Source organism: Streptosporangium sp. NPDC004631 (assembly GCF_053601935.1).
Map to the genome: position 1 here is coordinate 16850 of NZ_JBSGCR010000040.1, position 13307 is coordinate 30156.

The 13307-nt window shown below is 69.0% G+C and carries 13 protein-coding genes; 5 read left to right on the plus strand and 8 right to left on the minus strand.

Translation table 11 applies throughout. From position 1 onward, the window contains the following. Positions 1–473: 473 nt before the first annotated feature. Positions 474–1430: a D-alanine--D-alanine ligase family protein gene (locus ACWEF2_RS28580; protein WP_453819423.1), complete on the plus strand. Its 957-nt coding sequence runs from the start codon at positions 474–476 to the stop codon at positions 1428–1430. 208 nt (positions 1431–1638) lie between these two features. Further along, positions 1639–2700 carry a threonine aldolase family protein gene (locus tag ACWEF2_RS28585; RefSeq protein ID WP_453819424.1) on the plus strand — a complete coding sequence of 354 codons (1062 nt, stop codon included), beginning with the start codon at positions 1639–1641 and terminating at the stop codon, positions 2698–2700. 725 nt (positions 2701–3425) lie between these two features. On the opposite strand, the gene ACWEF2_RS28590 is transcribed toward ACWEF2_RS28585, so the two are convergent. The 8 genes from ACWEF2_RS28590 to rpmH all read right to left on the minus strand — a co-directional run bounded on the left by ACWEF2_RS28590 (position 3426) and on the right by rpmH (position 8929). Continuing rightward, on the minus strand, positions 3426–4403 hold the full coding sequence (locus ACWEF2_RS28590; RefSeq protein WP_453819425.1) for a ParB/RepB/Spo0J family partition protein: 978 nt from the start codon (positions 4401–4403) through the stop codon (positions 3426–3428). Positions 4404–4481: 78 nt separating this feature from the next. Then, complete coding sequence (locus ACWEF2_RS28595; RefSeq protein WP_453819426.1) at positions 4482–5348, minus strand: ParA family protein; 867 nt, start codon at positions 5346–5348, stop codon at positions 4482–4484. Positions 5349–5593: 245 nt separating this feature from the next. Beyond that, positions 5594–6304, minus strand: a complete 711-nt coding sequence (rsmG, locus tag ACWEF2_RS28600) for a 16S rRNA (guanine(527)-N(7))-methyltransferase RsmG (RefSeq protein ID WP_453819427.1) — start codon at positions 6302–6304, stop codon at positions 5594–5596. Between the two features lie 224 nt (positions 6305–6528). Beyond that, positions 6529–7032 (minus strand): Jag family protein, encoded by a 504-nt coding sequence (locus tag ACWEF2_RS28605; protein ID WP_355599641.1) that lies wholly within the window; start codon positions 7030–7032, stop codon positions 6529–6531. A gap of 35 nt (positions 7033–7067) precedes the next feature. After that, positions 7068–8021: a membrane protein insertase YidC gene (yidC, locus tag ACWEF2_RS28610; protein ID WP_355599642.1), complete on the minus strand. Its 954-nt coding sequence runs from the start codon at positions 8019–8021 to the stop codon at positions 7068–7070. A gap of 4 nt (positions 8022–8025) precedes the next feature. Further along, positions 8026–8307 carry a membrane protein insertion efficiency factor YidD gene (gene yidD / locus ACWEF2_RS28615; RefSeq protein WP_425582176.1) on the minus strand — a complete coding sequence of 94 codons (282 nt, stop codon included), beginning with the start codon at positions 8305–8307 and terminating at the stop codon, positions 8026–8028. Further along, entirely contained in the window at positions 8304–8729 is a 426-nt protein-coding gene (gene rnpA / locus ACWEF2_RS28620; protein WP_355599655.1) for a ribonuclease P protein component, read from the minus strand. Before rnpA ends, yidD begins: the two co-directional genes overlap by 4 nt. 62 nt (positions 8730–8791) lie before the next feature. Further along, positions 8792–8929 (minus strand): 50S ribosomal protein L34, encoded by a 138-nt coding sequence (gene rpmH, locus ACWEF2_RS28625; RefSeq protein ID WP_012895733.1) that lies wholly within the window; start codon positions 8927–8929, stop codon positions 8792–8794. 535 nt (positions 8930–9464) lie between these two features. Between rpmH and dnaA the strand changes: the two genes are divergently transcribed. The 3 genes from dnaA (at position 9465) to ACWEF2_RS28640 (ending at position 13285) form a co-directional block, all read left to right on the plus strand. Continuing rightward, a complete protein-coding gene (gene dnaA / locus ACWEF2_RS28630; protein ID WP_453819449.1) occupies positions 9465–11198 on the plus strand; it encodes a chromosomal replication initiator protein DnaA in 1734 nt (577 codons plus the stop codon). Positions 11199–11772: 574 nt separating this feature from the next. Then, positions 11773–12912, plus strand: coding sequence for a DNA polymerase III subunit beta (gene dnaN, locus ACWEF2_RS28635; RefSeq protein ID WP_453819428.1), 1140 nt, complete (start codon positions 11773–11775; stop codon positions 12910–12912). Between the two features lie 4 nt (positions 12913–12916). Next, on the plus strand, positions 12917–13285 hold the full coding sequence (locus ACWEF2_RS28640) for a hypothetical protein (protein WP_453819429.1): 369 nt from the start codon (positions 12917–12919) through the stop codon (positions 13283–13285). The last annotated feature ends 22 nt before the right edge of the window (positions 13286–13307 follow it).

Genomic DNA, 13307 nt, shown 5'->3' on the forward strand with positions numbered 1-13307 from the left:
TTCCGGCGCTGACCGCCCTCCGGCGCCCAAGGGAGTTTGATCGTCGGCCTGGTGGCCTCCTCGCCACCATCCCCGCGCCCCGCGCCGGTCACCATATCCCCGTCATCCCCGCCATCCCCGTGAGCTCCGCCTCCCGGCCCCCACCCCGGCCCCCGGCCTCACGCCCGGGGCCGGAGGCGGGTGAGGCCCGCGCGCTCCCCGTCCACCCGGGGTCAACGCACCCGCCGCCGCGCATCCCCGGGCAGGAGACCCCGGCCCCTCACCCCTCGCGTGGAGACACTCCGTCCCCTCATCGGGGGCCCCAGGTCGTACGCCGACGCGACGGGATGCCGTACGGTGACTTCCGGCACCGTGCCGTACGGTGACTTCCGGCGCCGTTATCGGGCGTCGGCGCCGTTATGGGGCAGATCGCCCCGGTCACGGGGAGAGCGACCCCAAGACTCGGCGTGGGCTGCGAGGAGAGGTATTTTCGGATGGGTGATCTGGGCCACGTACTCGTCCTGGCAGGTGGACTCTCCTATGAGCGGGAGGTCTCCCTGCGTTCGGGCCGCCGGGTGAGCGAGGTGCTGCGGGGGGCGGGCGTCTCGGTGGAGACACGTGACACCGACGCCTCACTGGTGCCCTACGTGCTCGCCGATCCGCCGGACGCGGTCTTCGTCACCCTGCACGGCGGGGCCGGCGAGGACGGCGCCATCCGCTCGGTACTCGAACTCCTCTCCGTCCCCTATGTCGGGGCCGGCCCCGACGCGTGCCGGGTGGCCTTCGACAAACCCACCGCCAAAACGGTCGTCCGCTCCGTCGGCCTGCGCACCCCCGACTCGGTGACGCTCCCCAAGGAGACCTTCCACGATCTCGGCGCCGCCTCGGTGCTGGCCCGCATCGTGGAGCGCATGGGCCTCCCGCTGTTCGTCAAGCCGTCCCGAGGCGGCTCCGCGCTCGGGGCCTCGATCGTCCGGGCCGCCGAAGACCTCCCGTCCGCCATGGTCGGTTGCTTCGCCTACGGCGACACCGCGCTGATCGAACGCTGTATCGAGGGTGTCGAGATCTCCGTCTCCGTGATCGACCTCGGTGACGGCCCGACGGCCCTTCCACCCGTCGAGATCGTCCCCGACACGGGCGTCTACGACTACGCGGCCCGTTACACCGCCGGCCACACCGAGTTCTTCGCCCCCGCCCGCCTGTCCCCCGAGGTCTCCGCCGCCTGCGCCCAGATGGCCGTCACAGCCCACACCGCCCTCGGCCTGCGCGACGTCTCCCGTACCGACCTCATCGTCGACAGAGCGGGCCTCCCCTACTTCCTCGAAGTCAACGTCGCCCCCGGGATGACCGAGACCTCCCTGTTTCCCATGGCGGTCGAAGCCGCCGGCGACGACCTCGGCGCGCTCTGCCGCCTCCTGCTGGAACAGGCCGCGGCCCGCGCCAACGCCTGATTTCCCCGACGCCCCCGCTCCGGGCCTCACTTCCGCCCCGGTCACCGTTCGCCTTCCGGCGGTCACCGCGACACCCGAGCGGGGGCGCCCGGCGGACACCGGCGCCGGCCCGAGCATCAGCCGGACATCCACCGTCACCGCGTTCGGTGGCCTCCCGTCCACCGGCTCTGTCATGAATCTCCCAAGACGGAACGCCTAGGCTGGACTCGTGCCGACTTCTGCCATCACCTTCCCCAAGAGCTTCGCCAGCGACAACCACGCGGGCGTGCATCCGGCGGTGCTCGCCGCCATCGTCGAGGCCAACACCGGGGACGCTCCCGCCTACGGCGAGGACGCCTGGACCCGGGCGATGGAGAACGCCTTCCGGGCCGAGTTCGGCGTCCAGGCGGCCGCCTACGCCATGTTCAACGGAACCGGCGCCAACGTCGTGGGGCTGGGTCTCGTGCTACGGCCCTATGACGCCGTCCTCTGCCCGGCTACCGCGCACATCAACACCAACGAATGCGGCGCGGCGGAACACGCGCTCGGCACCAAGCTCATCCCCATCCCCACGGAGAACGGCAAGATCACGGTGGCGGACCTCCGGGACCGGCTCTCCGTGCTGGGCAACGAGCACCACTCCCAGCCGCGCGTCATCTCCATCTCCCAGGTGACCGAGTGCGGCACCTGTTACACCCCCGACGAGATCGCCGAACTCTCCGGTTTCGCCCATGCCCGGGGGCTCTTCCTCCACATGGACGGCGCCCGGCTGGCCAACGCGGCGGCCGAGCTCGGCTGTTCGATGCGGGCGCTTACCGCGGATGCCGGTGTGGACCTCCTCAGCTTCGGCGGCACCAAGAACGGCGCCATGGGCGCCGAGGCGATCGTCCTGCTCCGCCCCGACCTGCACGCGCCGGCGCTGTTCCTGCGGAAGCAGAGCATGCAGCTCTCCTCCAAGATGCGCTTCGTCTCCGCCCAGCTGACCGCGCTTCTCACCGACGACCTCTGGCGCCGGAACGCCGCACACGCCAACGCGATGGCTCACCGGCTGGCCGACGGCGTCGCCGGCCTGCCCGGCGTCTCACTGCGCTATCCCGTCCAGTCCAACGCCGTCTTCCCGGCTCTCCCGGAGAAGGTGATCGCCGATCTACAGCGGCGCTATCTCTTCCACGTCTGGAACGCGGCCGAGAACGTGGTGCGCTGGGTGACATCCTTCGACACCACCCCCGAGCAGGTGGACACGTTCATCGCCGACATCCGCCGCGCCGTACGGGGAGAGATCGACGTCTGACGGGGGCCGGTGAGGGGCGGCTGTTTCACGTGAAACACCGGGGACGCCCCTCCCGGCTCGCACCACGTTTCACGTGAAACATCCCCTCGCCCCGGCGCCCACGGCGGTCTCCTCCGTCTCCGCCGCCCTCTCGGCTGCCTGCTCCAATCCGCCGGACAACAGATCCCGTTTCAGGGCGACGACCTATCGACCTCCCGGATGGGCGGCCCGGCTTCCCGAGTGAACCGCGACGAGGCGGGGCGGAGATCTCCAGCGGCCGCCCCGGAGGTCAGGGGCGGGCCCCGGGGGCGGGAACGGCCCACGGAAGGCCCTGGAGTGGATGGCCGGGGCAGCCTCTCACCGAGCGGCCGGGACGACCCTCCCCGGACAGTCGTCGAGGCGTGACAGGCCGGGCCGGGCGCCTGGCGTCCCTCTCATGACCGCCACTCGACCCCTTACGAGGGGAGGCCACCGGCGGCCGCCCCGCAAGCCTCGCAGCGAGCGGACGGGCGGTAAGAAGTCCCGACGATCATCCCGGCAGCACGGAGGGGGGCCGGACGTGACCGAGCGCCCGGCAATGGTGTGCCCGCTCACCCGAGGACGGCCCCGGCGGCTCAGCGGCCCTCCGGCGGAAGACTTCACAACCCCATGGGCCGACATGAGACGGCCGCCGTGTTTCACGTGAAACACGGCGGCCGTCCAGAAGAGGGATCGCTCCAGGGTGGGAACCGGCAACGGGGGCGAGGCTACTCCCCGACCGTCTCCATGGATCCCGGGGCCATCGTCCCGATGATGCGTTCCAGATCGTCGATGGTGGCGAACTCCACCACGATGCGCCCCTTGCGGCGGCCGAAGTCGACCTTCACCCGGGTCTCGAAGCGGTCGGAGAGACGGTCGGCCAGCCGGCGGAGGGCCGGCTCCTCGGACGGCCTCGCCCTCGGAGCCCTGGCGTTGGGAGCCGGAGCGGCCTTGGCGTCACCCACGGCCACGATCTCCTCGACCGCGCGGACCGAGAGCAGCTCGGCCACGATCCGATCGGCGAGGCGCTCCTGCGCTACCGGGTCGTCCAGGGTCAGCAGGGCCCGCGCGTGCCCGGCGCTGACCGTACCGGCCGACACGCGGAGCTGGACCTTGGGCGGCAGGTTGAGGAGGCGCAGCGTGTTCGTCACATGGGAGCGGGAGCGGCCGATCCGCGCGGCGAGTTGCTCGTGGGTCGCGCCAAAGTCGTCAAGCAGCTGCCGGTAGGCCGCCGCCTCCTCCAGGGCGTTGAGCTGCTCACGCTGAAGGTTCTCGATGAGCGCGTCCAGCAGGAGCTTGTCCTCCTGGGTGTTCCGCACGATCGCGGGGATCTCGGAGAGACCTGCGAGCTTGGAGGCGCGCCAGCGACGCTCTCCCATGATCAGCTCATAGCGTCCCTCACCCGCCGGGCGCACCACGACGGGCTGGAGGAGACCCACCTCGCGGATCGAGGTGGCCAGATCATCCAGGGCCTGCTCGTCGAAGACGCCCCGGGGCTGGTGCGGGTTGGGCGCGATGTCCTTGACGGCGATCTCAAGGAAGTAGGCGCCCGCGACCGGCCGGAGACCCGGCGACCGCTCCGCCTGCGGCTCGGATGCGACCATGATCGCGGTCGCCGACGGCACCGCCGCCGTCTCCACGACGGCCGGTCCGGTGGGGATGAGCGCTCCCAGCCCCTTGCCCAGACCTCTGGGCTGCTTACTCACCACTGCTGTCCCTCCCCTGGCGCACGGCCCCGCCCTCGGTGGTCTTCACGATGATGGCTGTCCGGGGTCTCCGCGCGCTCACACGGCGGCGCCGCGGTAGGCGATCTCACGGGCCGCGTCCATGTAGGCCATCGCGCCGCTGGAACCCGGGTCGTAGGTCATGACCGACTGACCGTAGCTCGGCGCCTCCGAGACACGGACACTCCGGGGGATCAGCGTCTTCAGCACCGTGTCCTCGAAGTGGGAGCGGACCTCCTCGGCGACCTGGGAGGCCAGCCTGGTCCGGCCGTCGTACATCGTCATCAGGATGGTCGACAGTTCAAGCGTGGGGTTCAGGTGGGCACGGACGAGGTCCACGTTCCGGAGCAGCTGGCCCAGGCCCTCCAGCGCGTAGTACTCGCACTGGATCGGGATCAGCAGCTCGTTGGCGGCCATCAGCGCGTTGACGGTCAGCAGCCCGAGGGAGGGCGGGCAGTCGATGAGGATGTAGTCGAACTGGATCGCGTCATAGGCGTTCAGCGCGCGCTGCAGGCGGGCCTCGCGCGCGACCATGGAGACGAGTTCGATTTCGGCGCCGGCCAGATCTATGGTGGCGGGGGCGCAGTAGAGGCCGGGCATCTCCGGGACCTCCTTCACCACCTCCACCAGGGGCACATCCTCCACGAGCACCTTGTACATGTCCGGCACGTCACCACGGTGCTCGATGGAGAGCGCCGTCGAGGCGTTGCCCTGGGGGTCGAGGTCGACCACGAGCACTCGCTGACCGTGCATGGAGAGCGCGGCCGCCAGGTTGACCGACGTCGTGGTCTTGCCCACCCCGCCCTTCTGGTTGGCGACGGTGAAGATGCGCGTCTTGGGCGGCCGGGGCCAGTCACCGTCCCGTGCCCCGGTGGCGCCTCTGGGGACGGCCGTAGTCGTCTGGGCCGATGTTTCACGTGAAACCACTGAGTTGAGTGCCTCTCGTACCAACGGCGAGTCGCCGGGATTAAGGGGGGGCTGGGTCACGGTCGTCGTCCTTTCAACCGGCCTGACTACAGCGGCGGGTGCAGGTGCCGGCCAGCCCAGGCCAGAAGAGGGCCGCCCATACGGCTGAACAACGGGATTCTCGGGCCAGCCGAGACCGCATCCCGCGCTCACAATCGCACTTTCAGGGTCATCCACCGGCCTCATACTCGCTCTGCTCGGTCTGTCTACTGGCCTCGTGTCCGCTTCGCCCGGGGGGAGCGGCTCTTGGGGCGAGTGCCGTGCCGTGCTTCATCGGAGGCCCGGCCGGCGACCACCCGGATGAGAGTTGCAGGCGGCTCGACCTTACCGTGCCCGACCGATACAAGCTCGGCGGTTCGCACCCCACTGGCTCGCAATTGCGGCCCGGCGTCCGCCAACTCCTCCGCTGCCCGCTCGCCCTTCATCGCGAGAAGCTCGCCCCCCTCGCGCAGCAGGGGGATCGACCACTTCAGCAACCGATCAAGCGGCGCCACCGCGCGGGCGGAGACCACGTCGAACTCACGCTTGCCGGCGAACTCCTCGGCCCGGCCGCGCAGTACCTCGACGTTGTCCAGTTTCAGCGACTCCACGCACTCCTGGAGGAACACCGTCCGGCGGAGCAGGGGCTCCAGCAGGGTGACCCTGATGTCCGGTCGTACGATCGCCAGCACCAGGCCGGGCAGACCGGCTCCCGAGCCGATGTCCACCAGCCGCACCCCGACGGGCACGGCCTCGGCGACCACCGCGCAGTTGAGCAGGTGGCGATCCCAGATGCGGGGCACCTCGCGGGGGCCGAGCAGTCCGCGCACCACCCCGGGGCCGGCCAGCAGCCCCGCGAACGTCTCCGCTCTGGACCAGGCGTCGCCGGTGAACACCTCGCGCGCGACCTCGGGCGGCTCGGGGATCTGGTCACTCACTCGACGCTCACTCTTCCTCGGGAACTGTCTGGGTCAGGGCGTTCTAAGGCTAACGGCCCGTTCCACACCGCCGTACAAGGGCCAAGCGGGGAAGGGACGCCGTACCGGACCAACCGCCGCGCAGGTGGGGCCCGGGTGTGGGTGGGAACAGCGGTGCGGGCGGGAACCACAAAGGCCGCCGCCCCTGGGGCCAGGGGCGGCGGCCTTGTCTGTGGCTGCTTTCGCTATGCGGGGAGGACCACCACGAAACGCCGGGGCTCCTCGCCCTCGGACTCGCTCCGCAGGCCCGCCGCCGCGATCGCGTCGTGCACGATCTTGCGCTCGAAGGGGGTCATCGGCTGCAGCGCCTTGGACTCGCCACTGCGCTTGACGTCCGCGGCGACCTTGGTGCCGAGCTCACGCAGCTCGCCCCGGCGGCGTTCGCGGTATCCACCGATGTCCAGCATGAGCCGGGAGCGTTCCCCTGTCTGGCGGTGGACCGCGAGCCGGGTCAGCTCCTGGATCGCCTCCAGCACCTCACCGTTGGGGCCGACGAGGTCACCGCCCTTGATGTCCACCACCGACACCACGGCACGATCGCCCTCGACGTCCATGTCGATGTCACCGTCGATGTCGGCGATGTCGAGCAGACCCTCGACGTAGTCCGCCGCGATCTCGCCTTCCTGCTCCAGCGCAGCGAGATCCGGAGCCGCCTTCACGGTCTCCTTTTCGGCTTCGGCCTCGGTCACGTCCGGCCACTCCTTCGTGCTGTCGGGGATGATCGTCAGGACTTCTTACTGCCCGTCCGCTTGCTGCGAGGCTGGCGGGTCGGCTGCTGGCGGATGGGCTTGGGCTCCGGCGGGGCAGGAGGCGCCTCAGGCTCGGGAGCGCTCTTCCTGACCTTGCTCAGCAGGCCCGGCTTGGCCTCGGGCGTCACCATGTTGCCCTTGGCGTCGGGCACCGGGGAGGGGTGGCGGCTGTAGAACCAGTGCTGCTGCCCCAGGGTCCAGAGGTTGGTGGTGACCCAGTAGAGGATGAGGCCGAGGGGGAAGTTCAGCGAGAAGATCGCGAACAGCGGCGAGACGTACATCAGGATCTTCTGCTGCTGCGCCATCGGGTTGTCCGGCATCTGCGCCATCGAGCGCGTCACACTCTGCCGGACGGTGAGGAAGGTGGTCAGCGAGCTGATCGCCACGAAGAACCCAAGCACGATCTTCGTCTGGATCGGGTTGGCCCCGCCGAGCGCCTGGATCTGCTCGCTGCTGGTCCAGAAGGTCGCCGGCAGCGGGGCACCGAAGATGTGCGCGGCCCGGGCGCTGTCGACAAGCTGCTGTGACATGCCGAACTTCAGCTCGCCGTGGGCCATCGCGTTCAGCACGGTGAACATCGAGATGAAGATCGGGAACTGGGCCACGACCGGCAGGCAGCCACCGAGCGGGTTGGCACCCTGCCCCTGGTACAGCGCCATGACCTCCTGGTTCATGCGCTGCTTGTCGTTCTTGTACCGCTTACGCAGCTCCTGGACCTTGGGCGCCAGCTCCTGCATCTTCTTCGACGAGCGCATCTGCTTGAGGAAGAGAGGGAAGATGAGCAGTCGCATCAGCACCGTCAGGGTGACGATGGTCAGCGCCCAGGTCAGCCCGCTGTTCGGGTCGAGGAAGCTGCTATAAACCTGGTGAATCCAGGTGATGACTTGGGCGACGGCTGTGTACAGCCAGTTCAGCCAGGACAGCTCCACCGAGCTAGCTCCCTTGCGTTTCGTCGGACCGGCCCGGGCTCGGGGGCACCGGGTCAAAACCTCCGGGATGGAATGGGTGGCAACGCCCGATCCTCCGGATCGTCAACCACGTACCGCGCAGCGCGCCGTGGACGGCCACCGCCTCAAGGCCATAGGCACTGCACGAAGGATGGAAACGGCAACGGGGACCCAGCAGGGGGCTCACGTAGGCCCGGTAGAACCGGATAGGAGCCATCAGGGTCCTGGCAGCCGGAGAAATCCCGGCGGTATGCTGCGCCGTCATCATCGCCCATCCATGCGAGCCTGGGAAGGCTCTCGCCGCCTGAGTAAACGATCCAGCGCGACGTCGAGTTCGGCGGCAAGGCGCTCGCTTCGCGCGGACGCGGCCGGTGGATTGGCGCGTACAACCAGCAGGCTACCTCGCGGAAGGCGATGCAGACGGTCGCGCATGATGTGTCTCAGCTGACGTTTGACGCGATTTCTGATGACCGCGCCTCCTACTCCGCGACTCACCACAAATCCCACCAAGGGCGGTTCATCCGATTCGGTACGCATGCCGAAATGCGCGACCAGTGTGGGGCGGCCTGCTCGGCTGCCCTTCCTGATCGCGCCGGCGAACTCCTCGCCCCGGCGCATGCGGGACACGGACGGCAACACCAGAGAACCTTGGTTGACCCAGGGGCAGGTACGGCTATCGCCCGCCGACATCACGGCCGGCGGGCGACGGAACGCTGCTGCCTTGGCCCGGCGGACCGGGCGCAACCGACGCGTCAGGCGGAGAGCTCGACGCGGCCCTTGCGACGACGGGCGGCCAGGATGGCGCGGCCGGCGCGGGTGCGCATGCGCAGCCGGAAGCCGTGGGTCTTCGCGCGACGACGGTTGTTCGGCTGGAAAGTACGCTTGCTCACGAGTGGGCTCCAGGCTTGAGGCACGCCCCCAGCACATGGGGACGCTCGACAGTGGCTGGCTTGCCGGAAGCGGGGCATGCGAAATAGCCGCCGCGTGGCAAGCCGACCGTCGTACGTTACGGGGAACGCGCGCCCCAGGTCAAACCGGAGCGCACGCGGTTATAGGTTATCCACGAATCCACAGCCCCTTTTTCCACCGGCGCCCCGCCGTCCACAGGATGTGCACTCAGCCTCCCCCGCACTGCCACTAGGCTGTGGACAACGTCTTGGACACAGGCTGTGGACAGGGCTACTGTCGGCTCCTCCAGCCCCGCTCTCCGCTGCCAGGACGTGCCCGGTGGCAGGGTGCGAGGCTGTGCACACCGTGTGGATTCGATGTGGATTACCGGCGGCCATCCCTGGGGGACCGCGGGGGCTGCGGCATGTGGACAACGGGGTAATCCGATGCGCCCGGCGGCCATCGGTGTGGATAAACAGATCGCGGTGAGCTCAGTCGGGGGCCGCGTCGGAGGAGGATGGGCCGGGCATGGATGGAATGGACCTCGGTGAGGTATGGGCGCGAGCACTGGAGAACTCCCTCAACGAGAGTGTCCCTTCCCAGCAGCGTGTGTGGCTCGGCCTGACCCGGCCCTTCGGGCTGATGAACGACACCGTGGTGCTCGCGGCTCCCACCGATTTCGCCAGAGATGTCCTGGAAAATAAGCTTCGTCCCCTGATCAGTCACGCGCTCTCCCAGGAGTTCGGCCGCCCGATGCGGGTCGCGGTCATGGTGGACCCCAGCGCCGCGGGCTCCGACCCGGGCGGCGTCCCCAGAGCAGAGCTTTATCCACAGGCGCCGCAGCAGGGTTATGCACAGGGCGGCGGACCGCAGCAGAGTTATGCACAGCCTGTGACCTCCCAGCACCACAGCGCTTCCGGCCTCCAGCCCCCCTACCATGCCGCCGGTCCGGCCGCCCCGCCGTCCACCGACTATCCACAGCATCAGCCACAGGGACAGCAGTTCCCCTACTCCTACCAGCACGCCGAGGAGCCGACCCAGCCGTACCTCCCGGCTGACCCGCCCGCCTCGGCGCCGACAGAGCAGAGCACCGGATACGGCCGCGGCGGCTACACCCCGCAGCCGCCCCCGTCCCGCCAGGAGGCCGACGGCTTCGAGCGCCCGGCGCCGAACCGGGCCGCCGGCCCCGTGCACAACCGATGGGACGGCCGGGGCGGCCGTACGCAGGGAGAACCGGCCCGGCTGAATCCGAAGTACACCTTCGAGACCTTCGTCATCGGCTCCAGCAACCGCTTCGCCCACGCGGCCGCGGTCGCGGTGGCCGAGGCTCCGGCCAAGGCGTACAACCCGCTCTTCATCTACGGCGACTCCGGCCTGGGCAAGACCCACCTGCTGCACGCGATCGGCCACTACGCGCAGAGTCTCTACGACGGCGCTCGGGTGAGATACGTCAGCTCGGAGGAGTTCACCAACGACTTCATCAACTCCATCCGCGACCACAAGGCCGACAACTTCCGCGGCCGCTACCGGGCGGTGGACATCCTGCTGGTGGACGACATCCAGTTCCTGGAGGGCAAGGAGCAGACCCAGGAGGAGTTCTTCCACACCTTCAACACCCTGCACAACGCCAACAAGCAGATCGTCATCTCCAGCGACCGGGCGCCCAAGCAGCTGGTCACCCTGGAGGACCGGCTCCGCAACCGGTTCGAGTGGGGCCTGATCACCGACGTCCAGCCGCCCGAGCTGGAGACGCGGATCGCGATCCTGCGCAAGAAGGCGATACAGGAGGGCCTGGCCGCGCCGCCCGAGGTGCTGGAGTACATCGCCAGCCGGATCTCCACCAACATCCGTGAGCTTGAGGGGGCCCTGATAAGGGTCACCGCCTTCGCCAGCCTCAACAGGCAGTCGGTGGACCTGCAGCTGACCGAGGTCGTGCTCAAGGACCTGATCACCGAGGACGCCGGCTCGGAGATAACGATCGCCACGATCATGGCGTCCACCGCGGCCTACTTCGGCCTCTCGATCGACGACCTGTGCGGTGGGTCGCGCTCGCGCGTCCTGGTCACCGCCCGGCAGATCGCCATGTACCTCTGCCGTGAGCTCACCGACATGTCGCTGCCCAAGATCGGCCAGCAGTTCGGTGGCCGCGACCACACCACGGTCATGCACGCCGACCGGAAGATCCGTTCCCTCATGGCCGAGCGTCGTTCGATCTACAACCAGGTCAACGAGCTCACCACCAGGATCAAGCAGCAGTCGCGCAATGGATGAGAGTTTCCCACCCGTGATGCACAGGCTGTGGAAAACCTTGTGGATCAATGGTAGAGCCGTGGCGGGCGACGGCGATCGGAGCGTTCCATCATGATTGTTTTAGGTATGAGAGGTTCGAGAAGTTCCGGAGATCTGGGGACAACTCTGGGGAGAACCTGGGGACAACCTGGGGAGAACTCGTGGACAACCTGGGGACGCCCTGTGCAGGGAGTTTTCCCCAGGGACAAAACGACCGCTTACCCTGGGGAGAACCTGGGGAAACCTCGTGGATAACCGGTGGATGAACGACCCAAGATCTGGGGACGGCCTGTGGGTACAGCGCGGTTCTCCCCAGCCCCGGGAGTTGTCCACATCCTTCACCCACACCGTCGGTGGATGAAAAAACCATGGCTGAGCTGCGGAAACACTAGATTTCCACAGTTTCCACCGCCCCTAATGCGATGACCCCTTGTATCTCTAACTAGAAAACTCAAGACCCACAGAAGGGTTCCGGGGGAGCACAGGTGCGAGACAGTGAACACTTGACCCCAAGGCACCGAGCGGACAGCGCTCGACACACAGGAGGCAGATCCACGTGATGTTCCGGATCGAGCGAGACGTGCTCGCCGAGGCGGTTGCATGGACGGCACGCAGCCTTCCGGCCCGTCCCTCAGTGCCGGTGCTCGCCGGCATGCGTCTCGAAGTCACGGAGAAGGGACAGCTCAAGCTCTCGGGCTTCGACTACGAGGTGTCCGCCGAGGTGACCCTCGAACCGCAGAGCGGGGAGGCGGGCGTGGTGCTCGTCTCCGGCAGGCTGCTCGCCGAGATCACCAGGGCGCTCCCCGCACAGCCGGTGGACCTCGTGGTGGAGGGCGCCAAGGCGGTCGTCACCTGTGGAAGCGCCCGGTTCACACTGCTGACCATGCCCGTGGAGGACTACCCCTCCCTGCCGACCATGCCCCCGGCCGCGGGACGGGTGGGCAGCGACGTGTTCGCCTCGGCCGTCGGCCAGGTCGCCGTGGCCGCGGGCAAGGACGACACGCTGCCCATGCTGACCGGCGTGCGCATGGAGATCGAGGGCGACACCGTCACCCTCGCCGCCACCGACCGCTACCGCCTCGCGGTGCGGGAGCTGAAGTGGCAGCCCGGCCAGCCCGACTTCTCGGCGATCGCGATGATCCCCGGCAGGACCCTCGCCGACGCGGCCAAGGCCCTGGGGAGCACCGGGGCCGAGGTCGAGGTCGCGATGAGCTCGGTGGGGGGCACCGGCGAGGGCATGATCGGCTTCTCCAGCGCCGGCCGCCGTACGACCACCCGCCTGCTCGACCCGGAGTTCCCCAAGTACCGCTCGCTGCTGCCGACCGAGTTCTCGGCCCGCGCCGAGCTGTCCACCGGCGCCTTCGTCGAGGCCGTCAAGCGCGTGGCCCTGGTGGCCGAGCGCAACACCCCGGTCCGGCTGGCCTTCCGCGGCGGCGAGGTCGTCCTTGAGGCGGGCAGCGGTGACGAGGCCCAGGCGGTCGAGGTGCTGCCGGTGGACTTCGAGGGCGACGACATCAACATCGCCTTCAACCACCAGTTCCTGCTGGAGGGGCTCGGCGCGATCGACTCCGACGTGGCCCGCCTGCAGATGACCACCTCCACCAAGCCCGCCATCCTCACCGGTGGAAAACCCGGCGACGACGACGGAGTCCCGGACTACCGCTACCTGATCATGCCCATCCGCCTGTCGAACTGAGGCCGTGGGGCGTGAGCGCGAGGTGGGACCGGACGCCTCCGCCGACGGGTCCCGTCCCGCGGAGGCGCGCCCCGGCGGGAGCCTCGACCGGAACGGCCGGTCCGGGGACCGCCTCGCGCTCCCCCCGATGCCCCTGGAGCTCGCCCAGGAGGCCCGTGAGGCCCGCGAGGCGGGTGTGACCGTAACTTCCACGCGTTCGCCGGACGGGGCCCGCAGAGGGCCTCTCGGCGCCGCTCGCGTCGGGGTGCCCCCGCGCGCCGTACGGCGGGACCGTCCGGCACGGACCGCCGGCGCGCCCTCCACAGCCCTGTGGACGACCCAGTCGGCGGAAAACACCGATCCGGTACGGCTCGCACCGGTACACCTGGTGTAGGTGAATGATGGAAACCCTGAAG

What these genes read in the sequence shown, in the direction of transcription:
- dnaA (WP_453819449.1), top strand. Translation starts at nt 9,465, where the DNA reads ATGGACCTCGGTGAGGTATGGGCGCGAGCACTGGAGAACTCCCTCAAC.
- ACWEF2_RS28580 (WP_453819423.1), top strand. Translation starts at nt 474, where the DNA reads ATGGGTGATCTGGGCCACGTACTCGTCCTGGCAGGTGGACTCTCCTAT.
- rnpA (WP_355599655.1), bottom strand. Translation starts at nt 8,729, where the DNA reads ATGTCGGCGGGCGATAGCCGTACCTGCCCCTGGGTCAACCAAGGTTCT.
- yidD (WP_425582176.1), bottom strand. Translation starts at nt 8,307, where the DNA reads ATGATGACGGCGCAGCATACCGCCGGGATTTCTCCGGCTGCCAGGACC.